Origin of the sequence: Chitinophaga sp. (assembly GCF_019236475.1) — a bacterium.
GTDB lineage: Bacteria > Bacteroidota > Bacteroidia > Chitinophagales > Chitinophagaceae > Chitinophaga.
In genome coordinates this window covers 297,729-322,642 of sequence record NZ_JAFAIX010000013.1, presented here as the reverse complement: position 1 = coordinate 322,642, position 24,914 = coordinate 297,729, and the positions used below count along the sequence as shown (strand labels likewise).

Below are 24,914 nucleotides of genomic sequence, written 5' to 3'. Positions count from 1 at the left end.
TATGGATGCTGTAATTTCAGGTATAAATTAGCTGTTATGGAAAGACCCAACGTATCCACGATTGATGCCTATATCGCAACTTTCCCCACCAAAGTGCAGAAAATACTGCAGCAGGTCAGAACAACTATCAAAAAGGCCGCTCCCACGGCGGAAGAAAAGATCAGCTATGGTATTCCCACTTTCGCGCTCCATGGAAACCTGGTGCATTTTGCGGGTTATGAACATCATATTGGATTCTACCCTACTTCTTCGGGGATAAAGCATTTTGAGCAGGAGTTGTCTCCCTATAAAACATCCAAAGGGGCTGTCCAGTTTCCTATTGATGCCCCCATGCCATTGGATATCATTACGCGCATCACAGTATTCCGGTTGAAGGAAAACGAAGAAAAAGCAGGTGCAAAAGCAAAGAAAACCAATAATGATTCCCTGGTTCCTGGATTATCTGCGCCCGCATCCAGAGCGCTGGCAGGAGCAGGCATCACCACTTTGAAACAATTAGCCGGCTATACGGAGCAAGATATACTGCAATTACATGGCATGGGGAAATCTTCCCTGCCTAAAATGCGGGAAGCATTAGCGAAAAAAGGGCTGTCTTTCAATAGCTGATATTCTTAAAGCAGTGTTAAATTTCCTGTAATCCGCTATGTGAAGCAGAAAGCGGTATAATAACTGAGGGGCCTATACGTTTTTGAGCTAAATTTGAGAACGAAAAATTATTTGCCAACAAAAACATTGTGACGACAGCATCTCAAAAAAATTCAGGCCAATCTATCATGAAGAAGAACATCCTTACTGCCATAGCTTTAGTAATGACCTCCAGTGTATTTGCACAGACAAAGCCACTGATTGGTATCACCTTTAAAGGAAAAGACAGCACTTCTTACCAGGCACCTATCCAGAACACCGTGGAAGACGCGTTCCTCCGCAGTAAACGTTTTGACCTGGTGGAAAGAGGGGCAATGGAAAAGGTGAAAGCTACCGGTTCGGAAAGCGGCGCCATTGCAGAAATGAAAGAAAACAATGCACAATACCTCCTGGTAGGAAATGTAGTAAGTGTCATTGAAGAACAGAAACAATCCAAAGTACCTGTTCTCGGTACTACCGTTACACCGCAGGCGGAAATTATTTTTAGCTTAAAAGTAATGGATGTCAACTCCGGTGAGCTGGTGGCTTCTGGTAATTTCGAAAACACCGGAAAAGGGAAGAATGCTTTCAACGATGCGCTGATGGGCATTCGTGGTCGCCTGGATAAATTCATCCGCGATAACTTCAAACTGACAGCTACCATCGCTTCTATCGAGGAGAAAAATACTTACGGCGATGCCTCCAAAGTATTACTGACCGCCGGTAAAGCTGTGGAAGTAAAAGAAGGCGATGAATTCAAAGTATATGAAAATGTGGAAGTTAATGTAGACGGCCGCAAAATCAATCGTAAGAGAACAATAGGTAAAATTGTGATCTCCCGCGTGGAAGATGAACATTTCTCTGTTTGTACTGTTGTAGAAGGAGCTGGGGAAATCACAAAACTGTCTAACAGCGGAGCCGCACTGCGTTGCGAACTGACAGGTGAGGCGCCTAAGAAACTATTCTTTCAAAAGTAAGCCATAATTAATATTAGGAAGAAGCTGTCTTAAAGTAATTTGAGGCAGCTTCTTTTTTGTAGTACTATCAAAGCTTAGTAAGCGCTGTGCCTTTGTGCGCTGCAATATGATCTGACTTGTCGCTCTTAATTTCATATTGAGGGTCCGCCGGTGTAGCATGATGGGTGTAGCCTTTATAATCAAAATCTTGGGTGTGAATGCGAATAATAGTGCCTGAAACCCTACCAGCTTCGGAATTCCAGCTTACTTTATCACCTACTTTAAATTTTGTTGCCATTTATTCCTTCATTTTAAGACCCTATACTTATTGATGAGCGTTCCCCGTTCATTTACTTTTTCTGAGCTTAATAATTCCAGTTCTACTTCGATGGGCTCATCCGCCACAAAGTTGCTGCCATGGCCGAATATTTTCGGTTCCACCGTCAGCCAAAGCTCGTCTATCAATTTTGCTTTTAGAAATGATGTGGCGACGTGCGCCCCTCCTGCCACTAACATTTGCTGATAGCCGGCTTGCTCATATTGATGAAAAATTTCCTCCGGCGAGGCACTGGTAAATTCTAATTGACCGGCTACTGTATAGGACTGATATTTTTCGGGATGGCTGGTCATTACCACCAGGAGATGCGTTTTAGTGGGGGAGATAGGGTCCACATCAAAGGTACGGCTACCTATAACGATTACTGGGGCCTTATCCCATGTTTCTTCAAAATAACGTTTATCCTCAGATGAACTCCACTTCTTTACAATAGGATCATCCCAGTGCGTTATTTTGCCATCTAAGGAAGAAACAAAAATGAGCTTAGCGTGCATGATCTATATAATTTAAAGATTAACACTTTTACGTCACTGAGAAATTAAATGATTTTCATGATATTGCAAAGCAACGTCAACGGGGAGACACTATTACGTGACCTACCTCACATACTTGTAGAAGTTGAATAATAGTGGGTGTTGTCCGGTTCCATGGTAGATTGTCCGGAATTGAACAGAAAATCGTTCGTGTTAAAAATATTTAGGTAGGCTTAAATCCTTTGTAGTGGCTGGTTTGTAGAATGTGCTAAATAATGGTATTGTTTCTGTTAAAATGGAGTAATAATCCTCGTAACTATGTACAAGCAATTTTTGGGCGGCCTATTTTTACTCCTAGCAGCCCTGACAATATCAGGGACCCTTTCCGCAGGACAGCCAAAAGGAGTGTACGTTGCATCCGTGATACTGCGGTGCGACAGCCTCTTCTGGAAGGCATACAACGACTGTGATATCAACAGATTTCAGGCATACCTTTCATCAGATGTGGAATTCTACCATGATATAGGTGGCCCATTATTCGGTTTGCCGGCATTGACTGCATCCGTGAAAAACAATTTGTGTAAAGATAGAGAGCATTTCAAACTGCGTAGGGAAGCCGTTCCTGGGACCGTGAAAGTATATGAATTGGAAAAGGATCACGAAGTATATGGCGCCGTGATATCTGGAGAACACCGGTTTTATATCACTGAAAACGGGAAACCAGAATACCTTTCTGGTATCGCCAGGTTTACACATATCTGGATCTTACAGCATGGTGAGTGGAAAATGACCCGTATTATCAGCTACGATCATCAGTCGGCAAATTAAGTAGTATGGGTTTTCATCTTCCAGGATCGCTGGTGTACAAAATAATAAAACAAAGCCCCTCCCAGATAGGCGGCAGCATCCAGCATATCCGCGGTGTATTTGCTGGAAAAAGCCGGCATCACTAATTCAAACAGCACCGTAGTATACAGCGCGATGAATAGTAGGTAAGAGAGTGGGTACGTGTACTGGCTGTCTCTCAATATCACCGTACGTGTGAAAGTAAGCGCCAGATGCGCAATGACAGGTACCGCTATGAAATCGGTCAACTGCCCGTTCAGCAGGGGAATGGGCGTTCCTAGTCGCCTACAACCGTGTATAATGATCCATATAGCGCAGTAGCTAATAAACAGCGGATCAAATAGCTTTTTCATATTACAATACAAAAGTGATGGCGGCGGCCAGTGCCAGTGTCACCAAGCCTACCATGAGTGCTCCCAGGTAAAACGCTGAATTTTTCAGTGTTTTCTGTAGCATGTTATCCGTTGGCTTAATGGGAAAGAACATTTCCCGCATCCGTTGCCATAACGTCTCTTCGGTTTCTTTCTCTTGGTCCGGTATCATATTATTAATATTTAGTACAAATGTACTAAAAAATAGTACAAATGGCCTAATTTAATTTCGAGCTGTTATTTCACCCTTTTTCCTGGTTGTATTGCCTTATTAGCAGAATCATACAATTAGAACAATATGACAATTGCTAAATACTGGCGCTTCCTGCCCTTGCTGGCAGTGGGCGTGACTGCCTTTGGCCACAACAACACAGACGAGCAAAAGGAACTCAACCGGAAGAATACGATTCGTTTGGTGATGAAGCATATCCGAGAGGAACATTATGCGCCTAAAGCCGTTGATGACGCGTTTTCTAAGGTTATCTGGAAGAAATATTTGCAGGCATTAGATGCTAATAAAAATACTTTTTTGCAGTCGGATATCACCGCTTTGCAGCAGTATGAAACGAAGATAGATGATGAACTGGAGACACCATCCCTCGATTATTTCAACGCTATTTTCAATATATCCATGCAGCGTTTACAGGAACTGCAACCAGTTTATCGGGCATTGTTAAGTCAGCCCATGAATTTCAAAGTAAAAGAAACCATCAATCCTGATCGCAGTGAGGCTGCATTTCCGGCAGATGAAGCGGCCAGAAAAGAAGTTTGGCGTAAAAGTCTGAAATATCAGGTGTTGCAAAAAATGGTGGAGATACAACAGCAGGATAAAACCAAGAGTGATAAAGTAGCGGAACAGGAAGCGAGAAAAGCGGTATTGACGGCTATAGACGGACTGTTTAAAAACTTGTTGTCTCAAAGCGCTTCAGACGATCGTTTCAGCGCATATATGAATACCATTACCTTGGAAATGGACCCGCATACTTCCTTTATGGCGCCGGCAGATGCGGGTATGCGAGAAGCCATGATGGCGCATCGTTATTTCGGACTAGGATTGGAACTAACGGCGAAAGATGGCGCTATTATTATTAAAAGAGTGTTGTCTGGCGGAACAGCGGATCAGAGTGGATTGTTGCATGTAGATGATCATATCCTACAGTTGAGCGATGATAAAGGGAAAATGGTAGATGTAGCAGGAATGAACATTGTAGAGGTATCAAGAATGGTTCGAGGAGAGAATAATACTACCTTAAAACTATTGGTACGAAAAGCTTCCGGTGTGGAGAAAGAAGTAACAGTGAAAAGAGGAGAGATTAAGGAAGACGCGAATGCCGCCAAGAGTGCAGTGATTACACAAGGCACAAAGAAATGGGGATTAGTCCAGTTGTCAGAATTTTACCTAGATGCGAAAAGAAAGGATGGCGCTCATTGTGCAGTGGATGTGGCTAAAGAAGTACAAAAATTAAAAGATGAAAAAGTAGACGGCATCATCATTGACCTCAGAGGCAACCCAGGAGGCTCTTTGGATCAAGTAATTGACATGACCGGACTTTTCGTGAAAACCGGACCGGTACTACTAGGAAAAGATAGAATCGCCATTCAGCCGTATCCTATGCAGAATGGGGATACGCCGTTGTATGAAGGTCCGCTCGCAGTAATGATCGATGAAGGGAGTGCATCTGCTTCCGAAATATTTGCTGCAGCGATCCAGGATTATCACCGTGGTATTATCATTGGTAGTCCGTCTTCTTACGGAAAGGGCACCATGCAGAATACCGTGCCAATGGGTAAAATGGGAGACGATACGAAAGGAATTCCTAATATCAACTATGGTTCTCTAGTATTGACCATCAAGAAATTCTACCGTATCAGCGGAGGCACTACACAACTGAATGGCGTAATTCCGGATATCATAATACCTAGCAAAAAACAAAATGCCAAAATACGGGAACGGGACAACGAAACAGCGTTGATTTGCGATTCCATTCCCAAGGCTTATTACGTCCCTTCCACTACTGGAGAGGCCCTGAAAGCCCTCGCAGCACAAGCCCAACACCGTATTGATCAGGATAGCGCTTTCAATGTGGTCAAACAAGATGTAGAATGGCTACGACTACACGGAGCACCGGTATTCAGCCTGGAAAAAAATACGTACAAACATCAAATAGACGAAATCCAATCTTATAACAATGCCATTGATAAGGCATTAAAACTACCGGCAAATCAACAACTGGCGATAAAAGGTAGCTCCAATAAACAGCCATCACCAGACAAACTAGCTAAATACGAGGAGTGGATGACCAATTGCCGTACCGATAGGCCACTTGCCGAAACAGTAGCAATCCTCACGGATATGACGGGTAAATAGTCAGGGATTAAAAAAAATCCGGATTTTAGTCTATTTTGTGTTGATAAATTTATGGAGGGGGCAATGGAATATGTATCAACCAAATTCGATGGAACCGGCCTCATTTGAGGAGCTTTTCCGTACACACTATTCTTTTTTATGCGCAACCGCTTACTATGTAGTAGAAGATGAAAATACTGCCAAAGATATTGTTCAGGATTTCTTCCTCTATTGTTGGGATAAGCGACAAATTATTCAGATCACACAAAATTTTAAAAGTTATGCCACGCGTGCCATACGAAATGCCTGCCTAAACTACCTGAAGAAAAAAGGTAAAATCATATTTAATGACCCTTCCAGTTTTCCCGATGAGGAGATGTTGCCACCAGAGGACGACAAAGAACTGGAAGAAACACGAAATGCCGCCCTCTGGGCGGCTATCGGTCGTTTGCCTATCCAACGGCAACGCATATTCTTATTGAGTAACCGAGATAACCTGAAGTATAAGGATATCGCCGATCAGCTCAATATTTCTGTCAATACCGTTAAAACACAAATTAAACTAGCGTACCAGTTTCTGAGGAAGGAGTGTGAATGGATGATCGTATGCATTATCCTATTGATATTATTTTTTGAAAAAAAATAATTCCCCTTCACCCTTTTTTTAAAGAAGATTGCCTTTAATATATATCGTTATGGATACACCAGGAAACGACATGAATTGGGACAAACTACTGGAAGCATTGGAAAATGCGGATACTACTGCACTGAATGAAGAAGAACTGGCTATGTTACACGCAGCCAGAGACATGAAGAGCAGGGTACAAACAGCGGAGAAGTTCCCTACAGAAGAAGGTTGGCAGCGGTTTGTTGCGGAGCGCGACAAACGGCAACTGAAAGTGCACTGGCGTAAACGACTGACAGTAGCCGCAGCAGTAGCGTTGCTGTTAGTAGGGGCCAGCACATGGTGGATCACACAAAAACAACACCATCTGAAAACCATTGCCAAAGCGGATCTAAAACCACAAAATGGTGTTCAGATCAAGTTGTCAAATGGGAAGGTCATGAAATTAGACAGCGCTGGTACCATCGTGCAAAGTACTAGTGGCGCTTTGATTAAAGCCGATAGCGCAGGGATTGTATATAATGCCGGCGCCAACCAGGAAGCTGTTGTCGCAAAGAATGATACCTTGGTGGTGCCCAAAGGAAATAAAATTCGTATAGCCCTTGCAGATGGCACACGGGTATGGGTAAACGCAGCTTCAGAATTGATCTATCCTTCCGCTTTCAATGGACCAACGAGGGAAGTGCAGGTGCATGGGGAAGCTTACTTTGAAGTAGCCGTCAACGTTCAGCAGCCTTTTATAGTGCAAGCAGGGGAGGTAAGTGTTCAGGTATTAGGCACATCCTTTAATGTTAATACTTATAATACCAATATTCAGACTACACTTACCAGCGGTAAGGTAAGTGCAACAGCCGATGGTAAAAAGGTGGTGTTATCGCCGGGACAACAGGCGGTATATCATCCTCAAACTGGCGACTTACAGCAACTGACCGTAGAAACCAGAATCTTTACTGCCTGGAAAGATGGCGACGTTTATTTTGAAGAAGAAAATCTATCAACCATAGTAAAAAGTCTGAGCCGTAGCTATGATTATGAATTCAAGTTCGAGGATGCTACACTTGAAAAAATCAATCTGACATTGGATATGCCCGGACCAGTTAACTTACAACAGGTATTGGACCATATCCGGATTTCCAACAGAGAAGTGGTATTCCGGATAGAGGGTAGAACCATCTATGTAACACGCGTCGGACAGGCAGGACAATGAAAAAACCGATAGAAACAATGCAACTGGCTCCTCTCAGGTGAGGCCAGGTAGGGAGTTTAATCTTTTATATCGAACCAAAATGAAAAAAATGTTGGGCTTGCCTTCATTCAGGAGGGTCATGCAAGGCTTTGCCATGCCATTACTACTGCTATCCATTTTGTTGCTGCTGGGAGGCAGACTACTTGCACAGGAGCATTCCGTGCTGGATACCAAAGTCACGTATAAGGCGGTGGGACTGCCTTTATCCACTGTATTAAAAGAAGTACGTACACTGACCAAAGTCAGATTTACTTATAATACAGACGCTATCCGCAAGGCGCCGGCTGTTACGGTAGATCAGAAGAATGGTACCCTCCGGGAGTTGCTGGCGCGTATACTCGTCAATACAGGACTTGATTTTACAGAAGACATGCTGGGCGTAGTTATTTATCAAGAAAATCAACGGGCGTCAGTGATAAAGGACAGACCTTTCTTTATGGTACGGGGACAAGTCATAAACGCCAATAATGAAACGGTTGGAGGAGCTACCGTACAAGTGGTGGGTACCAAAGATGGTACGGTTACCATGCAGGATGGTATATTCTCCCTGTTGGTACAGGATCAGCAACAGTTACGTGTATCCATGCTGGGAATGAAAACAACCCTGCGTACCGTGACTGAAAAGGAGTCCAATGGTAATTTCATTAAAATCAAACTGGATACCGCTGCACAAGCGGTACAGGAAGTGGTGGTAACGGGCTATCAGAAAATTGATGCCCGTATGTCTACCGCTTCCACCTTCAAACTGAATGCTTCGGAAATAATACAACCTGGAGAACCTTCCATCGACAAAATGCTGCAAGGTAAAGTACCGGGCCTGATGATCATCAATACTTCCGGTAGTGTCAATGCCAGGCCTACCATACGTATCAGAGGTACTTCTACCTTCGTAGGTAATGCTAGTCCTCTCTGGGTGATTGATGATGTAGTGAGACCCGATCCTGTCGATATTTCCACCACCCAACTAAATAACGTCGTGTCTGATGCGCAATCCGGTAACTTCTCCATGATCGGAACAGCTATTAGCGGTATTAACCCCTATGATATTGAAAGTATCACCTTTCTGAAAGATGCCGCTGCTACTGCCATCTATGGTGTGCGCGCTGCCAATGGGGTGATTGTGGTGACTACCAAAAAAGGTAAAGCAGGTCCCATGCAGGTGTCTTACAATAACAGTTTCTCTTTTCAACAACGTCCATCCTATAGCAATTTAAACCTGATGAACTCTCAGCAAAGAGTGGAGCTGTCTAGGGAATTGTTTGCAGATGGACTGTTGCAGACTTCTCGTAATGGTCTTAAAGAGAATATTTCCTATGAAGGTTTAATGCAAGCCCTCTATGCGAAGCAAATCACAGAAGCACAGTTCAAAGTAGCGGTAAGCAAACTGGAAACACAAAATACAGATTGGTTTAAAGTCCTGTTCAGAAATGCATTCAATATGCGCCATGCATTGTCAGTGAGTGGTGGTACTGGAAAGACTACCTACCACAGCTCTGTGAGTTACCAAGATGCTAAAGGTGCTGCACAACTGGATACGAAAAAGAATTATACGATAGACCTGGCAGTGCATACAGAGGCTGGAAAAAGATTATCTATCGATATTAATCTAATGGGTAATTACTCAAAGATGCAGGGATATTATCCTGGCATTAATCCACTCACCTATGCATTGCAAACTTCCAGGATACTGGACCCCAATGTCGTGTATCCGTGGGGAATCGCTAATGTAGGTTATAGGGTCCTGCCTTTTCCACCGCCTATTACGTTCAATATGCTGAATGAAATTAAGCAAACGGAGAATGGCAATACGCAAAGTGCCTCCTTTGCAAAGGTGGCGTTGAGTTATAAAATTGTGAAGGGATTGTTGTTCCAGAATGTATCCAGTTTTATCTCTGATGCGATGGAATCTATGTCGGCAGCCTATGAAGGAAGTAAATATGTTTCAGATCAGCGTGGCTGGAACCTGGATTACATACCGACCGACCAACAAATAGCAGTTTCCCCGCTTCCTTACGGGGGCTTAGCCAACCTGGCCAATCAGAATGTCATCACCTGGAGTACCCGTAATCAACTGGATTATAATACCAGTTTATTCAATAACAGAGATCTGTTTACTGCCTCTGCTGGTACAGATCTCAGCTCCATGCAAATAAAAGGATATTCATCTGTTGAACCAGGTTATTTCCCTGATAGAGGAATGAGTTTTTATCCTAGTCCCAATAGCATGTATCAATGGGGAAGCCGCCATCTGACCAGATCCAATATCAATACTTTTGCCCTTTTTGGGATTGCTTCTTACAGTCTGAATAACAGGTACATTATTGGTGCAACGGTCCGGACAGATGGTTCCAACAGGTTTGGACAATATGCTAATGCGAAGTTCCTACCCAACTATGGATTATCCGCCAGATGGAATATTACAAATGAATCTTGGCTGCAAACGTCCCGCGTTTTCAGTGGATTGGATCTGAGAGCTTCTTTCGGAACACAGGGAAATGTGGTGAGTGCGGTTGGTCCGGAATTGATAGCTACCTATATGCAGCAATCGAGATATAGCTCCAATCCTATTACCGGCGTACCTTACCTGGGAATCAAGAGTTTACCATATCCCAACTTGCGCTGGGAAAAAACCTACCAATGGAATATAGGCATAGACTTATCCTTGTTTGACCGTAGAGTAAATTTTATGGGTGATTATTACCTGAAACGTAGTAAAGACCTGATTGCCTCTAAAATCCTTCCGGCAGAATTTGGAGTGGATGTAATGTATAAAAATGCAGGAAGACTTACCAACCACGGCGTGGATATGCATTTGAGCATCGAAGTATTACGCAAAAAGAATACGAACCTCACCCTGACTTTCAACAATAGCAAGAACTTCAATGAAGTTGGTGTGAATGATTTTCAAAATGATTTCGCTTCTTACCTGAATGGTAGGGCATATGTCCCCGGCCGACCTATCAGCGGATTTTATTCTTACAAGTATGCTGGTCTGGATCCAACCAATGGTACGCCTACTTTCAGTAACCTGAAGAATAATAACGAGCAGATAGATCCTACTACTTACCTGGTGTACTCCGGACAGTTACAACCACTTGTTACCGGTGGCTTTTCACCAGCCTTCAGATACAAAAGCTTTTCTGTAAATGCTGAATTTTATTATGCGCTGGGAAGTCATAAACGCCTGAATCCATTGAATCCGCAAGTCTTCAGCTATGATGGTGTCCCTCCTCCATTTACAAACGTCAGCAAAGACTTAATTAACCGCTGGCGTAAACCTGGCGATGAAAAGATAACGAATGTTCCTGCCATTGCGGACTATACTACCAATACCCTCCTGCCTGGCTACCAGGACAACATTTACGCCATGTATAATCAATCAGATTATCGGGTAGTCAACAATAGCTTTATGCGTTGCAGGATGCTAAATTTCGGTTATCTGCTCCCACGACAGGTAGTAGCTAGAGTGGGCGTTAAAAGTATTACTACAGGATTGTTTGTAAGTAATGTATTTACGATTGCCAGCAAAGCCTTACAGGGTCAGGACCCTGAAATTGATGGAGTAGGAACTACTGCACTGCCTGTTGTAAGGCAATTTGGATTCAATATGAATGTGAATTTTTAAAAACGAGCGTATGAAAAAAAGCATAGTTGTCGCCGTATTAGCACTGGGGCTGGTATCCTGTAAAAAGTTTCTGGCAGAACAATCTCAGTCCGATGTTATTCCAAAAACAACAAAAGATTTTGGTGAGATATTATATACAAATGGTTATCCAGATAACCATTCGTTGATGCAGCCATACATCGCACTGATGAGTGATGATATACAGTGTTACAATGGTGTAGCGGTGGCGGACCAACAGATTACCATTACTGCGAATGCAGGCGCATTTCAATGGCAACCAAATTTTATCGATGTCTGTGCACGTGCAGGTAGTCCGGATAAAGCCAACTTTAATTCCTGGACCACCTATTATCAACTGATCCTTGGTACAAACATTGCCTTGCAGTACCTGGATAAATCCAATGGCAGTGCGGCGGAGAAAGCAATGTATAAAGGAGAAGCATTTACGTTGCGCGCATTTTATCACTTTATGTTGGTGAACTTGTATGCCAAACCATATAATGATTCCACTACCACGCCGGATCAGAGTCCTGGTGTTCCGCTGAAATTGAATGCCGACCTGACAGATAAGCTCCCGGTAAGAAATAGTGTGAAAGAAGTGTATGCACAAATTACTTCCGATTTGGATAGTGGTATATATTACCTGGGCCTGAATAAAACGGATCAGAAACTATTCCGTGTTTCCCATGTGGCTGCGCATCTGCTGGCCAGCAGAGTGTATTTATACATGGAGCAATGGAATAAAGTAATTGAAAATGCCGATTATGTCCTCTCTTACCATCCCCAATTGATGGACCTGTCTAAGTGGGGAGACCCTGATGCATTTGATAAACCAATTGTGGGTATTGGTAATGTGGAAACCCTCTGGTACTACGGAAGTATGACGGAACAAGCGCCAACAGGCGCCGGCGTTTATACTGTTTCGCATGATTTGGCAAATAATTATGAACCAAATGATCTAAGGACTAGTATTTATTTTGGTCCAGTACCGGATGTATGGAAACCATGGTTCTCAGCAGATTTTGTGGATTTCAAAAATTCCGGAAATACGACCCCTAACGCCTCCGGGCAGATAAATATGGGTAGTAGCTGGCGTAGCTCAGAAGCTTATTTGAACAGGGCTGAAGCATATATCCAACTATATAAAACCAAGGGAGATGGAACTGCTGCACAGAAGGCATTGAACAGCTTGAATACCCTCCGTGCTAAGCGATTTGACCCTTCCAGCTTTACGCCATGGGCCATTCGTCCGGCTGCTGAAATGCTACAAATGTGCAGGGATGAGCGCCGCAGAGAGCTATTCTTTGAAGGAACGCATCGCTGGATGGATCTCAGAAGATATGGTATGCCAGCTATTAAGCATTTATATCAGCCTTCTATTGGCATGACGCAGGTGTTTACGCTGCAAAAACATGATCCGCAGTACACCATTCCCATTCCAAATGATGTTCTACAACGGAACCTGGCGCTTACACAAAACCCGCAACTGGGAAGCCTGCGACAACCAGATTAACCACCTTCGTTTATCAACAAAAACTATTTTATGCGTAATTCCTTTCTGCGTATAATAATGATAGGACTATTGCCACTCATGCTGCTGTCAATGTCCGCATGCCATAAAGAAAAAATTGTGGCAACTGGAGTGCCTGATTTCTATGTATTGCCACAAGGCAATCAGTCATATGACGATTCCATTGTAGCATTCCATAAAAAATACGGCTCTTATATCTTGTATAAATTTACTGACCGGGATTTCAAATTTGACTATGTCAGAAACCTGAATGCTGCTGCTACCGTTGGTAATCTGGCCTATGTTGCCAATACCCTACAGTTCATTAAAACCCAGTATCTGAATTTTTATACAGAAAGCTACCTGCACCAAACATTGCCCTTCAAAATATTGCTGGCAGCAGCGATAGATACCGTTGCCGCAAATAGACCCAATGGTCCTCTGGTGAGATCCTATTCCGGATTTTATGCTACCAGTTCTATGTTGGCCATAGGATGGACGGATAGTACCCTGTTACAGCTATCTCCATCCCGATTCAAAGAAATACGGGGTTATATGCACCAGGCGTTCGCACAACAGGCGGCATTATCCGGCGCTTTAACCATTCCGGCAGAATTTATGAAATATATCCCCGCATCCTATACAACAATAGACCTCGATATGGGAATAAACGGTTTTACAACGGATATACGTAGTGTACCTATTATTGAACGGAATGTGGCCTGGGACTTCGCCAGCTTTGTTGGACAGATTACCTCTCACACCAAAGCAGAACTGGATGCAACTATTTTAAGTCCTTCCTATGATAAACTGGGACTGCTAAATGCTAAGTATAATGCGGTCATCCAGTATTATAATCAACAAGGTACAGACCTCCAGGCTATTGGAGAGCTTCCATAAATATCAAAGGAATCATTATGCGTTACTTTATTCATACCATCGTTACTTTTTTCCTCTGCACAATGCTTGTTAAGGCACAGGAAAAAGAAACGGATATATTACCGTTCCGCTCTGCTGCTCCTGCATTTTCCCTCTCTGCCACAAATGGCCGTCAAGTTAGATTAACAGACTTCAAAGGAAAAATGGTAGTGATCTATTGTTGGGATAACCAGGATAAAAACAGCCATGTCCTGGATACCATCAAAACAGCATTGAAAGATTATGCAGATGATACTGCTATCGTTTTTCTGGCAGTGACTCGTCAGTCAATAGCACCGGGTGTCCTCCCGAAAAAATCAAGACTCATCAATGCAGTGATCCCTGCAAACTCCACGGATGCGCACGCACAGGCCTTCCTAAAAGATTATAACATCATGGCACTGCCTCGTACGATCATGATCGGCAGAAAAGGAGATATAATACTTGCACAGTTGCCCGAAGGTTTGTTTTCTATGTTCCTGAAAATGTGGAGCCAGGTAGAAGAACGCTCCGATGAGGCCAACCATTCCACCTATTGGGATTATAAAGCAAGACCCGGAGACCTCATTCCTGGTAATATTAAACTGCAAGTAGTAGATGGCAAAAGCTATACGATGGCTGAATTACGCGGACAGGTAGTGCTACTGGAATTCACGGCCAGTTGGTGCGGTGTTTGTCGCGAATTAATGCCGCACTTGGAAAAGGAATTCTGGCAGGCTTACAAAGATAAAGGCTTGAAGGTATTTGGTATTGACCTGAAAGAATCCCCCGCGACTATACGAAAATTAGCAAGTGCCACTGGCGTTACCTATCCACTAGTGCCGGATGTAGATGGTAAAATATTTTATCATTTCGTGCGGGATCTTGGAAGTGTTACCAAAGTCCTGCTGATCGATAAAACAGGCCATATCGTTTATTTAAGTAACCAAAAAATGGGCGAAGCAGAACAGTCCGTGCTGCGCGAGAAAATCGTCTCCCTATTATAGAAATAATTCCGCCATTCCCTTCACCCTTTTTTGTTAACTCCTTGCCTTTTGTATAACCATAAAACTGAACGATGAGGGCTATAAGATTTATTGCAATCATTCTCCTATGCGGCAGCAGGCTCTTTGCGGCTGATCCGGCAACCACATTGAATGTAAAGGTGAATACCTATCCAAATTTCACAGGCATGATCTCCCTGAATTTACTGGGTGTAAGCCAGGAATATAATGGAGAAATATTATTTGTAGAAACAAGCAAACCAACCGCTGCATTTACCAGAAAATTAGGTGCTGCTACACAGATCATGGCGTTGAATAATTGCACACTCCTCATCAATGCCGGAGATCAGGTGAAATTGGAACTGCTACCATTTTATAATAAATCTGCCCTCGTAACAGGCAAATTCCGCCCGGTATGTACCGGGAAAGACGCTGCCAGACAGCTTTTACCTTATCTGATCGATAGCTTATATGCTAGCGCTGATTATTCCACCATTACGAACACGCAACAGGCGGATAACTTTATTGCTAATATTTCCACACAGGTAACAAAATTAATCGCTGCTGCAAAAGTAAATAATGCAGAAAACCTGGCAGCGCTCAAAACCTTCGAGCAATCCAAACAACTGCTGTTCAAATTTAATTTACTGGATGCGCATAAAGAATTAAGCCATACGAAAGAACTGGGCGACTGGTATCTGAAAAACTTTGATCTGTCAGCTCCAGGCCTGGCCTCCATTGGAGATGAAACGCTGGCCCGTCAAATGGTGTACCTGTGGAAGAACGGTAGAAAATTACAGGATTCCACTATCACAGAAGAAACCGAGCTGAAAGAACTGTTATTTCAATGCAAGGCAGATAAGCTCAAAGAAAGAATGGCGATCGACTGGATTCAACTGGAAGGTAAAAACCATGCTTTTACCCCGGATATGAAAACTATGTATCCGCTCATAAAAGGAACGCTGAAACCGCATACCCTGGCTACACATACAATTGACTCGCTGTATAAGTCTTATCAGCAGTTGGAACCAGGAATGCCTGCTTTTAACTTCGCCCTAGAAAATGATAACGGGAAAATTGTCCGACTCTCTGATTTAAAAGGAAAGGTGGTCATTGTGGATATCTGGGCGATGTGGTGTAGCAGTTGCGTAGCATCTTTACCTACTTTCAGAAAAATCGCTGATTCCTATAAAGATAAAAACGATATCATTTTCCTGACGATTGCATGGGAAGGACCTGAGTCGGATGTCCGCAAAACGCTGAAGAAATTCTCTGTGGATCATCACATCGCTGGAGAAAATAACCTATTTCTCAGTGCCGACAGAAATGACCCGCAAGCCAAACAATTTATTGAACGTTATTGCCTGACTGGTATTACTCGCTGGGTGGCCATTGATCAAGATGGTAATATCATGGATGGTAATCTGGGACATCCAATGGCAGAAGGCTTCGAACAGAAGATTGCCAACTGCTACCAGAAAAGAAAATAGCATCTCACACTTTATAAATAAATGGGTCTGCCATATACTTTATGATGGATTCCTATGTATTGTTTATCCATTTAAAACTTTAAATGCCATGTTAAATAAAGGACTGTTCTTAGGCCTCGCGCTCTGTACTGCATTGGGTGCCAATGCACAAAAAAGACTACAACTGGATGTGAATATAAAAGGCTTGCCGGAAGGAGATAGAGTGTATTTGTGGGCGCCGTTACCGCAGGTAACAGATTCTGCATTTGTGAAAAACGGACATTTCAGCTTTGATGTTGATATGAGCAGAGGCGGTACCACGTATATTCTCCAAGTAGGATCGAGTGGAGATCCTAATCAGGGTGTCGTATTGTACCTGGAAGCAGGTAAAATGAATATCACGGGTAAAGGACCTTACTTTAAGGATGCTGTATACACCGGAAGCCCGTTTGTAGCTGATTGGACGGATATCGACAAAAATGTTATGCCACAACTGACGGCTGCTGGTACTAAAAAAGAAGCGTTGGAAGCTAAACTTGGTACTGCCGTAAGTCTGGGTGATCAGGAAGCTGCAACCGCCATTCAGAAGGAAATCAGTCAGATGATGACCCCAGCATTGAATACCTGCGTGGAATGGGTAAACAAACATCCGAATGCAGGTGCCGGATCATTCCTCATCAATGCATATCTATCGCAATACATGAGTAGAGATGAGATGAAAGACCTGTTGACCAAACTGGGCCCTGATGCAAGAAATACCTTTACCATCAAAAGGATGACTACCCAGAGTTTCGGAGGCGAAAACATGCTTGGTTTGATGAATAAAATGGCGCCAGGCATTAAGCTGAGTGATAACAATGGAAAAACGGTATCCCTGGAAGATTTTAAGGGTAAATATGTATTGGTAGATTTCTGGGCTAGCTGGTGTAAGCCTTGCAGAGAGAGCCTCCCGGCTTTAGTGAATGTCTACAATAAGTATAAAGACAAAGGTTTTACCATCCTATCGGTTTCCCTAGATGATAAAAAAGAAAAATGGGCACAAGCTATCGCGGAAGAAAAATTGACCTGGCCACAGGTATCCGATCTGAAAGGTGGTGCTAGTCCTATTGCTACGGAATATGGTGTCATGGCTATTCCTGCCACCTTCCTGGTAGATCCTAACGGTAAAATAATTGCCTTGGGTGCTACAGGAGAAAGATTAGACCAGAAGTTAGCTGAGTTGATAAAATAATATAAAAGAAACCAACCATATCATAGGAGGCTGTCTCATTTGTTGAGACAGCCTCTTTCGTTGATGTCTATACGAAATTTTTTCGGGAGACACGATCTGCTCGATCCTCCCACCGCCCACTGGGTAAAGGTTGCAGGCTCCTCAGATACGTGTCTTCCGAAAAATATATTTTATAGTTAGCCGACTAACGTCAATTTATTACCTTTGCGCGATGAAGTCAGGCAAACCGCATAACTCATTGAATGGGTTATTAGTTGAGATCAGTAAGATCAGAAGAAACAAGAGCAATGAATTATTATCAGGAACAGGTGTACACGCAGGACAGGATATTCTGCTATACTACCTCGATATGGAAGACGGACAAACGGTATCAGCCCTGGTAGAAAAAATGGGTATCCAACAGGGAACCATCGCAGCAATGATTGAACGGATGGTGAATGCAGGCATGATTACCAAAAAGAAAGATGCCGCCGATAAACGTATATCCAGGGTGTTTATCACAAAAAAAGGAAAAGCAGCCCATCAACAGGTCACAGAAACCTGGCGAAAAATGGAAAGTATCACTGCTAAAGGACTTTCCCCTATAGAACAGGCGCAACTCATCACCCTGTTAGAAAAAGTTAGAGATAATCTCTCCTGATAAAAATCGCCGGTAACCCACCGGCGATCTTTGTTTTACAGAACTTATCAAGTAGTTCAGTTGTCCAAAACCGGAAAAAAAATTGCTCTACCTTCGAGGTATTCATTAAAGTGAATGCGTTTTATATGCAGCAATTGAAATGCCCTAACTGTGGCTCCAGTATATTCTCTTCTGCCGAGGGAGATGATGATCAGATAAGCGTTACGATTAGTTGTGAATATTGTGGCAGTGAGTTTGAAACAGATAATCCCAACTACCGTCCTCCCGCTGCCTCTGTGAATATTTACCATACAGAAGTCGGGTATGGGTACCGTCGGTATTACGGATACAGGCATGTTCCAGGCTGGAAGGAAGCTCCTGATTGGCAGCACAAGGTGGCTAACGTGGGCGGCTATATTCTAGGTGGAGTGGCAACGTTTTTCGCGATCATCATGTGGGTAACTGCATTTATGCCAGGAACCGACATGCCGGTGGGCGTCCCGGTTATATTTAGCGTGTTTGTGGCGGGAATCTTTTTGTTGGCATGGGCCTCTGGCAGAGAACTAAAACTCCGACATCCGGAAAGAAGCCAGCCCCAGGGTAACAACCACGGCTATACGGCGCCTGTTAAGAAACCACGACCAACACCTAGCCAAAGGAATGTGGGCATCCCTATGCCGCCTCCTGGCAGTGTGGTGAAAGTTACCCCAAAATGGTTGTTGACCGTAGGCATGGTATTCGGGTATTTAGGAGTGGCAGGTACTAGCTGTTCTGTAATCGCTGGACTTGTGAATAAAAACAATGAATTGATCCATAAGGTGTTTGGAGTGGCCTTTTTGGTGGTGATTTTTATGATACCATTTTTTATTTTGGGTAGGAGATGTCAAATTGCTTTGCAACAACGTATAGCGGAGGAAAAAGCCGCAGCGGAAAGGTGGGAGGAACAATCAAAACAAAATAGGGCAGAGAAACTATAACACAATAATATTCCCCAAAAAGAGACCGATCTACAGTGCTACCATGCTGTATGTCGGTCTCTTTTTGTATACTTGTTAACCGAAAAACCGTGTTTTATGTCCCATAGAATGTATTTGTATAACCTGGATCAAGTCCCCGAAAAAGTAGCAAAAAAGAACCCATTGCCTGGGTATAATAGTGATGAGGTTACCATGATGATGGAATGGAAGTATGAGTTCCCTTTGTTTTTCCACCCACTTTTTTCAGATAAGATTAAAATTGCTCCTCCAATATACAATGGGGAGGAAGGTGGGCTCTATGCGGCTGCGTTTCCAGGTATTGATGCATTTCGTGCATTCTATGCTTTTATTGAAAAACACGGGGATCAGTTGTTGGACGATAAAGCAGCTTTCCAGGAGGCTCAACTACAAATACGGAAGTATTTCAGACGGAAAGTCCATCTTTCCTGGTTTCACCTGGATGCATGGGACGTATTCAATATAGAAGACGATGGTTTCCCAGGAAGTCATACCCTACAGGCAGAAAAACTAAAAGCCAGTATGGAGGAAAATAACCGCATTATTCAAGCGGCGATCGCCGCTGATGATCCGGCATTGCTGGATTCGTGCCCGTTTTTAAAAGAAACAGGTTGGGCAAAATCATTCCGACAATTCCTAAATGAACCAGTATATGGTTATGGCTGGGAAGTGATCAAGTCTTCCATTTTCGAGGAAGAAGTAGAGCTGGAAGTCTTTATAGAGACTGATTTGAAAGGGCTAAAAGATCTAGATGGAAATATTGTTTTGCCTGCTGAATTCGATGAAATATATGAATTTCCATATGGGGAAAACCGTGCTGTAGTAACCAAGCAAGGAAAAGCAGGATACATAGATAAGCAAGGAAGACTAGCGATTCCTTGTATCTATGATGATGCGTTTGATTTTTTAGGAGGATACGGGCACGTAGTGTGGGAAGGGAAATTCTTAGTGATTGATGAGGATGACCAAATGGTCATATTGCCTACGTACGAAGACGGTTTCCTATTAGGCCCGGAATTGTTTGCTGTCAGCAATAAGGAGGAGTGGGGCGTAATAGTCCCTAGTGGCAAGTTTGTATTACCTATGCAGCCGGCTAAGGGCATTGAAGTTATAAAAGAAGGTAGTACTACTTATTATAAACTGGAAAAACCCGATGGTACACCGGTTTGGCTATCGCATACTTTCCATACGCTGATAAGTGGGGAGGCTACTATCGAGATGATCGATGGCTATTATCTCATTACTCGTGGAGAAGAGATGGCATTATTAGATGATGCTGGCAATATCCTGCTACCATTCGCTGCACATCATATCCACTACGACTACAACCTACAAGCTTACCTGGTAACAGATACATCGAATACGGGTATCTTCCTCCCTTTACAAGGTTGGTTGCTCCCTGCCACTTTCCAACAGATCAAACCATTGGAATACGCAGGCACCGCGGCAAACGGTGAAAGATATGCTATTGTTGAGCATCATGGAGAGGCCGGACTATTTGCCATAGGAGCCAATCCCCACTGGGTCATGCCGATGGTATATAAAAATTTTGTATTGCTAAAAGAAGGATATCTAGGCTTCCAGGATAAAACAGAAGCTTGGGGCATGGCGAATTTCGAAGGACGCATCCTAAGTACGATGTATTTCACCAGCATCAATGGTAAACAAGGCTGTTTGACTTATGGCGTGGCGTTAGGATTCCAACATATGGATATCTATGTATTGTCGGAAGATGGTAGTCACAGACGCCCAACGGCGCAACAAATAATAGATGAATTAGCCTATTACCCGGATGCGTTTTACAGCAAAAGTGAATTGCATGCACTGACGGTTTTAGCAGAAAGTGGCCAGGCTGCATTAGACGCTCATGCAGCGGGCAACTTGGCTTTGGACGAAGAACGTTATGAAGATGCGATCAAATCTTTTGAACAGGCTATAGAAGGAAACTGTCTGGAAGCCATTACAGACCTGGGATATCTCTATGAAAATGCACCAGGTTATCAACAACCTGAGAGAGGCTTTTCGCTTTATTTAAAAGCTGCAGAGCTAGGAGAGAAGGTGGCCATGAATAATGTAGGTCTTGCCTACCTCGCGGGAAGAGGAACAACAAAGAATATTGCTAAAGCCGTTGAGTGGTTAGAACAAGCAGTAAAACGATATTATTCTAGTGCGATGGCCACTTTGGGGGATGTCTACTCTAACCCGGTATATGAAATGGTAGATACCGCAAAGGCATTGGAGCTTTACTTGCAGGCCCTGGATTACAGGGAAGATGTATCCCAACAGATCGGCCATATCTACGAACAGGAACAGGACTACGAAAAAGCCGCTAAGTATTACCAGCAGGCCGTAGATGCAGGTCATGCGTTCTCTAAATGGCGACTAGGATTGCTATACTACGATGGAAAAGGGGTGCCTTTTGATCTGAATAAAGCTATGGAACTCTATCAGGGCGCTGTTGGAGAATATCCTGAAGTACATTTGGATATTGCTACCTTGTATATGAGTCCTGATTTTTACAATCCGAAAATGGTAGAAGCCCATTATTATATGGCGAAAGAATGTGGTGTACCACATGCGGATGAGTATTTAGCCGCATTTCAATTGAATGGTAAGTAAAAGCACTGGTGGTAAATTGTCTGATGAGGAGTATGTTGGAATCAGGCAGCCTTTAGATCATATTAACAGATTACAATTGTGACGGAAGAAGAACATTATTTATCAGCATTTAAAACAAAGCTCCTTTCATATTATCCGCTTTCGGATGAAGCCTTTGATCTGTTCAAGCGTATCGCAGTTTTCCGAACTGTTGAAAAAGGCGAAATATTATTGCACATAGGACAGGTATCCAAACATATTAACTTTATCTGTAAAGGAGCCATGATCGCTTACTTTACAGATGACCAGGGAAATACCTACAATAAAAATATCTTCCTGGAAAATCAGTTCGCCGGATCTGCGGTTTCTGCAATATTGAAAACCCCTTCGGAATTTACCCTTCAAGCAATTGAGGATACCACCTTTATCAGCATGGATTACCAATTGTATAAAGAACGTATCTACCAAAACGATGAACTGAAAAGCTTCTACATTGCTTACTTGGAAAAGAACTGGATCATCGACAAGGAACAAAGAGAAATTTCTCTCGTCATGGAGAATGCCACGATGAGGTACCAGAAACTATTGACAGCCTATCCTGACATAGATAAACGCATTCCGTTGCAGCACATCGCGTCTCACTTAGCCATTACACCCACTCAATTGAGTCGGATCCGACGCGATTTAAAGAAAAATAACCCGAATCAACATATGTAAAGCAGATTGCAAAAATAGAGAGATAATTTTGCCCTAGGGTTCTATTAGGGCCTTTCTGTAAGTCATTTGGCTGGGCCTGCCGGTGGGAACTATCCAGTAAAAAACAATCGGTATCGCTGCCATGTTTACAGTAATAATTTTAATCAATTCAAAATAATATAGCGTGGAAAATTTGAATCAACAGAACATAAATAACCTGACGACTTTGTGGACCATAGTAGGTAATGCCTTTGGACGATATCAACAGGATCATCATTTTAATGTCAGTCAGGTGACAGGTTCAGAATGGCCTAATAGAATTTGGTTTAATGAAGCCGTTACTGGGGCTGCTTTGAGCGCTGCTGTAGATGCCATTAAAAATAACCAAGTACCATTAACAGTGAGCCATTGGGGGGATTTTGAAAATGGTTTGCGCCCACTGTTCGAAGCAGCGAGCTTTGAGGTAAGATCAGAACAAATCGGCATGTCGTTGAAATTGTCTGAACCATTTGAACAGCTCAACCGCATCCAGTTGGAAAGCGTTACTACTCCAGAACAGGCAAAAATATGGGAAGAACTTTATCCGCAGAGTTTTGGTTACAGCATTTCGGCGGAAATACTCCATAAAACGAAAGAAGCAGTACAGTTTTACCTGGTCCGGAAGGCGCAACAGGCAATAGGAACGGCTATCGTACTGGAATCTAATGGTATTGTCGGGATACATGGTGTGGGCATTATTCCTGATTTCAGAAAGCAAGGTTTTGCGGAAGAAGTGATGGCTGTCTTACTAAACAATGCGATAGCAAATAACACAAAACTGGCAACGCTGCAATCCTCTGCCATGGGGAAAAATATTTACAAAAAGTTAGGATTTACGGAAGATTTCCTGATGACCAATTATCGGTTAAAAAATTAAGCATATGAATAAAGCAGATATCCACCCTAAAGTTTTTGAATTGTACAACGATTATGCACATAATCGCATCAGCAAAGAAGACTTCACAGATCAATTGTCTGCTTACGCCCATAATGGATGGACAGTACCCGGGTTGATGGCTTACTTGATGCCGGATTATAAAGCCGCCATACAAGTAAAAGCAGATGATCCACGCATTGTTTCCACCTATGTCAATTATCCATCTCCCAAAGGTGGAGGTACTATAAAAGCATTGCTATGCATGCCTGCTGGTAATACAGGAAAAATACCAGGGATCGTAGTTGTGCATGAAAACAGAGGACTGAACCCACATATTGAAGATGTGGCCAGACGCGCCGCCCTGGAAGGTTTCATCACGCTCGCTCCGGATGCATTGAGTCCTTTAGGTGGTTATCCTGGGAATGATGATGAAGGGCGCACCTTACACGGTAAGCGGAATCCGCATGAGATGTTAGCAGATTTCATCGCAGGATTTGAATACCTCCAACATCATGCGCATTGCAATGGGAAAATAGGAGTGGTAGGCTTCTGCTTTGGAGGCTGGATTGCCAATATGATGGCAGCACGCATTCCTGCATTACTGGCAGCCGCACCTTTCTACGGAGCACAAGCTCCCCTGGAAGAAGTACCTTCTATTAAAGCGGCATTACAGTTGCATTACGCGGAGTCAGATGCAAGCATCAATGCGGGTATTGATGCATATGAAAAAGCCTTGCAGGATAATAATAAGGATTTCATTATTTATCATTATCCGAATACGCATCATGGTTTTCATAATGATACTACCCCGAGATATGATAAGGCTGCGGCGGAATTAGCATGGAATCGCACGATAGCGTTTTTTAAGGAGCAATTGGGGGGATAGTTTAATTCATTGTCTCAAATATAATAGCCGGATAATTGATGAATTTATCCGGCTCTTCTTTTTTTATTGTAGAAACCTTATTGATGATACGCAATTACCTTCTCCACATATCTCAGCAATTCTTTTTTCTCCTTCGCATAATCTTCCTCACTTAATCGCGGCCCAGCTTCCATATAAAGATTTGTAATTTGTTCAGGACTCATCAGTTCTGAAAAATGTAATTCTATAATCTGCTGAATAAACTGTTCCCTTCGTTCATCGAATATTCTTTTTTCTTGTAGAATGGCAGGATCTCTATCGATAATGCGTAACCTTTCAATTTGTGTACGATCTGTTGAGAGAAATACTTCATTAGGCGCCACGCTTTCAACAATTTTAGGATCAACTTTCCCTTTCGAGTTACAATAGGCGCATTTGCCAGGTAACCAATACAATTCATTGCCAAGTCTTGTAATGTCATCCTCATCTACATGTCCTTTGCCGAGGCATCTGGGACATTGAATATAATCTTGGGGTTGTTGGAATAGGCGTTTAATGAAATTCATAGGAGAGGATTATTTTTTTTGCCAAATATGGAAATTTTCGGGAAAAATGAAAAAGGAGTGGCATCGAAAATAACTGTTTCCGGTAGACGCTGGTATAA

At 43.0% G+C, this 24,914-nt stretch carries 23 protein-coding genes; 18 read left to right on the top strand and 5 right to left on the bottom strand.

The window, feature by feature from the left end:
• Positions 1–36 precede the first annotated feature (36 nt).
• Entirely contained in the window at positions 37–606 is a 570-nt protein-coding gene (locus JO154_RS23330; RefSeq protein WP_291950468.1) for a DUF1801 domain-containing protein, read from the top strand.
• 167 nt (positions 607–773) lie between these two features.
• The gene (locus JO154_RS23325; protein WP_291950465.1) at positions 774–1,601 is read left to right on the top strand and encodes a hypothetical protein; all 828 of its coding nucleotides are present in this window, start codon (positions 774–776) and stop codon (positions 1,599–1,601) included.
• 67 nt (positions 1,602–1,668) lie between these two features.
• Here the strand turns inward: JO154_RS23325 and JO154_RS23320 are convergent, their stop codons facing one another.
• Both JO154_RS23320 and JO154_RS23315 read right to left on the bottom strand, forming a co-directional pair.
• Complete coding sequence (locus JO154_RS23320) at positions 1,669–1,878, bottom strand: DUF2945 domain-containing protein (RefSeq protein WP_291950462.1); 210 nt, start codon at positions 1,876–1,878, stop codon at positions 1,669–1,671.
• Between the two features lie 8 nt (positions 1,879–1,886).
• Positions 1,887–2,411: a dihydrofolate reductase family protein gene (locus tag JO154_RS23315; RefSeq protein ID WP_291950459.1), complete on the bottom strand. Its 525-nt coding sequence runs from the start codon at positions 2,409–2,411 to the stop codon at positions 1,887–1,889.
• 297 nt (positions 2,412–2,708) lie between these two features.
• Here JO154_RS23315 and JO154_RS23310 point away from each other — a divergent pair, with 297 nt between their 5' ends.
• Entirely contained in the window at positions 2,709–3,218 is a 510-nt protein-coding gene (locus tag JO154_RS23310; protein WP_291950456.1) for a nuclear transport factor 2 family protein, read from the top strand.
• On the opposite strand, the gene JO154_RS23305 is transcribed toward JO154_RS23310, so the two are convergent.
• Positions 3,215–3,589 carry a hypothetical protein gene (locus tag JO154_RS23305; protein WP_291950453.1) on the bottom strand — a complete coding sequence of 125 codons (375 nt, stop codon included), beginning with the start codon at positions 3,587–3,589 and terminating at the stop codon, positions 3,215–3,217. The two genes, JO154_RS23310 and JO154_RS23305, sit on opposite strands and share 4 nt — an antisense overlap.
• A gap of 1 nt (position 3,590) precedes the next feature.
• Complete coding sequence (locus JO154_RS23300) at positions 3,591–3,779, bottom strand: hypothetical protein (protein ID WP_291950449.1); 189 nt, start codon at positions 3,777–3,779, stop codon at positions 3,591–3,593.
• Between the two features lie 126 nt (positions 3,780–3,905).
• Between JO154_RS23300 and JO154_RS23295 the strand changes: the two genes are divergently transcribed.
• The 15 genes from JO154_RS23295 to JO154_RS23225 all read left to right on the top strand — a co-directional run bounded on the left by JO154_RS23295 (position 3,906) and on the right by JO154_RS23225 (position 24,271).
• Positions 3,906–5,975, top strand: coding sequence for a carboxy terminal-processing peptidase (locus tag JO154_RS23295; RefSeq protein ID WP_291950446.1), 2,070 nt, complete (start codon positions 3,906–3,908; stop codon positions 5,973–5,975).
• 88 nt (positions 5,976–6,063) lie between these two features.
• Positions 6,064–6,600, top strand: coding sequence for an RNA polymerase sigma-70 factor (locus JO154_RS23290; RefSeq protein ID WP_291950443.1), 537 nt, complete (start codon positions 6,064–6,066; stop codon positions 6,598–6,600).
• 49 nt (positions 6,601–6,649) lie between these two features.
• Entirely contained in the window at positions 6,650–7,786 is a 1,137-nt protein-coding gene (locus JO154_RS23285) for a FecR family protein (RefSeq protein WP_291950440.1), read from the top strand.
• 79 nt (positions 7,787–7,865) lie between these two features.
• Positions 7,866–11,450 carry a SusC/RagA family TonB-linked outer membrane protein gene (locus tag JO154_RS23280; protein ID WP_291950434.1) on the top strand — a complete coding sequence of 1,195 codons (3,585 nt, stop codon included), beginning with the start codon at positions 7,866–7,868 and terminating at the stop codon, positions 11,448–11,450.
• A gap of 10 nt (positions 11,451–11,460) precedes the next feature.
• Positions 11,461–12,963 (top strand): RagB/SusD family nutrient uptake outer membrane protein, encoded by a 1,503-nt coding sequence (locus JO154_RS23275; protein WP_291950430.1) that lies wholly within the window; start codon positions 11,461–11,463, stop codon positions 12,961–12,963.
• Positions 12,964–12,993: 30 nt separating this feature from the next.
• Positions 12,994–13,860, top strand: a complete 867-nt coding sequence (locus JO154_RS23270) for a hypothetical protein (RefSeq protein WP_291950427.1) — start codon at positions 12,994–12,996, stop codon at positions 13,858–13,860.
• A gap of 17 nt (positions 13,861–13,877) precedes the next feature.
• On the top strand, positions 13,878–14,864 hold the full coding sequence (locus JO154_RS23265) for a redoxin domain-containing protein (protein WP_291950424.1): 987 nt from the start codon (positions 13,878–13,880) through the stop codon (positions 14,862–14,864).
• Between the two features lie 71 nt (positions 14,865–14,935).
• Positions 14,936–16,351: a TlpA disulfide reductase family protein gene (locus tag JO154_RS23260; protein ID WP_291950422.1), complete on the top strand. Its 1,416-nt coding sequence runs from the start codon at positions 14,936–14,938 to the stop codon at positions 16,349–16,351.
• 88 nt (positions 16,352–16,439) lie between these two features.
• A complete protein-coding gene (locus JO154_RS23255; protein WP_291950419.1) occupies positions 16,440–17,561 on the top strand; it encodes a TlpA disulfide reductase family protein in 1,122 nt (373 codons plus the stop codon).
• Positions 17,562–17,772: 211 nt separating this feature from the next.
• Complete coding sequence (locus JO154_RS23250) at positions 17,773–18,201, top strand: MarR family winged helix-turn-helix transcriptional regulator (RefSeq protein WP_291950416.1); 429 nt, start codon at positions 17,773–17,775, stop codon at positions 18,199–18,201.
• Positions 18,202–18,326: 125 nt separating this feature from the next.
• A complete protein-coding gene (locus JO154_RS23245) occupies positions 18,327–19,157 on the top strand; it encodes a hypothetical protein (RefSeq protein WP_291950413.1) in 831 nt (276 codons plus the stop codon).
• A 96-nt stretch (positions 19,158–19,253) separates the two neighbouring features.
• Positions 19,254–21,794 (top strand): SEL1-like repeat protein, encoded by a 2,541-nt coding sequence (locus JO154_RS23240; RefSeq protein ID WP_291950410.1) that lies wholly within the window; start codon positions 19,254–19,256, stop codon positions 21,792–21,794.
• A gap of 78 nt (positions 21,795–21,872) precedes the next feature.
• The gene (locus JO154_RS23235) at positions 21,873–22,490 is read left to right on the top strand and encodes a Crp/Fnr family transcriptional regulator (protein WP_291950407.1); all 618 of its coding nucleotides are present in this window, start codon (positions 21,873–21,875) and stop codon (positions 22,488–22,490) included.
• Positions 22,491–22,653: 163 nt separating this feature from the next.
• The gene (locus JO154_RS23230; RefSeq protein ID WP_291950405.1) at positions 22,654–23,385 is read left to right on the top strand and encodes a GNAT family N-acetyltransferase; all 732 of its coding nucleotides are present in this window, start codon (positions 22,654–22,656) and stop codon (positions 23,383–23,385) included.
• A gap of 4 nt (positions 23,386–23,389) precedes the next feature.
• The gene (locus JO154_RS23225; protein WP_291950402.1) at positions 23,390–24,271 is read left to right on the top strand and encodes a dienelactone hydrolase family protein; all 882 of its coding nucleotides are present in this window, start codon (positions 23,390–23,392) and stop codon (positions 24,269–24,271) included.
• Between the two features lie 77 nt (positions 24,272–24,348).
• Here the strand turns inward: JO154_RS23225 and JO154_RS23220 are convergent, their stop codons facing one another.
• Positions 24,349–24,816, bottom strand: coding sequence for a hypothetical protein (locus tag JO154_RS23220; RefSeq protein ID WP_291950400.1), 468 nt, complete (start codon positions 24,814–24,816; stop codon positions 24,349–24,351).
• Between the last annotated feature and the right edge of the window lie 98 nt (positions 24,817–24,914).

What these genes read in the sequence shown, in the direction of transcription:
- JO154_RS23275 (WP_291950430.1), top strand. Translation starts at nt 11,461, where the DNA reads ATGAAAAAAAGCATAGTTGTCGCCGTATTAGCACTGGGGCTGGTATCC.
- JO154_RS23290 (WP_291950443.1), top strand. Translation starts at nt 6,064, where the DNA reads ATGGAACCGGCCTCATTTGAGGAGCTTTTCCGTACACACTATTCTTTT.
- JO154_RS23330 (WP_291950468.1), top strand. Translation starts at nt 37, where the DNA reads ATGGAAAGACCCAACGTATCCACGATTGATGCCTATATCGCAACTTTC.
- JO154_RS23305 (WP_291950453.1), bottom strand. Translation starts at nt 3,589, where the DNA reads ATGAAAAAGCTATTTGATCCGCTGTTTATTAGCTACTGCGCTATATGG.
- JO154_RS23300 (WP_291950449.1), bottom strand. Translation starts at nt 3,779, where the DNA reads ATGATACCGGACCAAGAGAAAGAAACCGAAGAGACGTTATGGCAACGG.
- JO154_RS23295 (WP_291950446.1), top strand. Translation starts at nt 3,906, where the DNA reads ATGACAATTGCTAAATACTGGCGCTTCCTGCCCTTGCTGGCAGTGGGC.
- JO154_RS23280 (WP_291950434.1), top strand. Translation starts at nt 7,866, where the DNA reads ATGAAAAAAATGTTGGGCTTGCCTTCATTCAGGAGGGTCATGCAAGGC.
- JO154_RS23315 (WP_291950459.1), bottom strand. Translation starts at nt 2,411, where the DNA reads ATGCACGCTAAGCTCATTTTTGTTTCTTCCTTAGATGGCAAAATAACG.
- JO154_RS23250 (WP_291950416.1), top strand. Translation starts at nt 17,773, where the DNA reads ATGAAGTCAGGCAAACCGCATAACTCATTGAATGGGTTATTAGTTGAG.
- JO154_RS23220 (WP_291950400.1), bottom strand. Translation starts at nt 24,816, where the DNA reads ATGAATTTCATTAAACGCCTATTCCAACAACCCCAAGATTATATTCAA.
- JO154_RS23245 (WP_291950413.1), top strand. Translation starts at nt 18,327, where the DNA reads ATGCAGCAATTGAAATGCCCTAACTGTGGCTCCAGTATATTCTCTTCT.
- JO154_RS23285 (WP_291950440.1), top strand. Translation starts at nt 6,650, where the DNA reads ATGGATACACCAGGAAACGACATGAATTGGGACAAACTACTGGAAGCA.
- JO154_RS23255 (WP_291950419.1), top strand. Translation starts at nt 16,440, where the DNA reads ATGTTAAATAAAGGACTGTTCTTAGGCCTCGCGCTCTGTACTGCATTG.
- JO154_RS23325 (WP_291950465.1), top strand. Translation starts at nt 774, where the DNA reads ATGAAGAAGAACATCCTTACTGCCATAGCTTTAGTAATGACCTCCAGT.
- JO154_RS23265 (WP_291950424.1), top strand. Translation starts at nt 13,878, where the DNA reads ATGCGTTACTTTATTCATACCATCGTTACTTTTTTCCTCTGCACAATG.
- JO154_RS23240 (WP_291950410.1), top strand. Translation starts at nt 19,254, where the DNA reads ATGTCCCATAGAATGTATTTGTATAACCTGGATCAAGTCCCCGAAAAA.
- JO154_RS23320 (WP_291950462.1), bottom strand. Translation starts at nt 1,878, where the DNA reads ATGGCAACAAAATTTAAAGTAGGTGATAAAGTAAGCTGGAATTCCGAA.
- JO154_RS23225 (WP_291950402.1), top strand. Translation starts at nt 23,390, where the DNA reads ATGAATAAAGCAGATATCCACCCTAAAGTTTTTGAATTGTACAACGAT.
- JO154_RS23260 (WP_291950422.1), top strand. Translation starts at nt 14,936, where the DNA reads ATGAGGGCTATAAGATTTATTGCAATCATTCTCCTATGCGGCAGCAGG.
- JO154_RS23310 (WP_291950456.1), top strand. Translation starts at nt 2,709, where the DNA reads ATGTACAAGCAATTTTTGGGCGGCCTATTTTTACTCCTAGCAGCCCTG.
- JO154_RS23270 (WP_291950427.1), top strand. Translation starts at nt 12,994, where the DNA reads ATGCGTAATTCCTTTCTGCGTATAATAATGATAGGACTATTGCCACTC.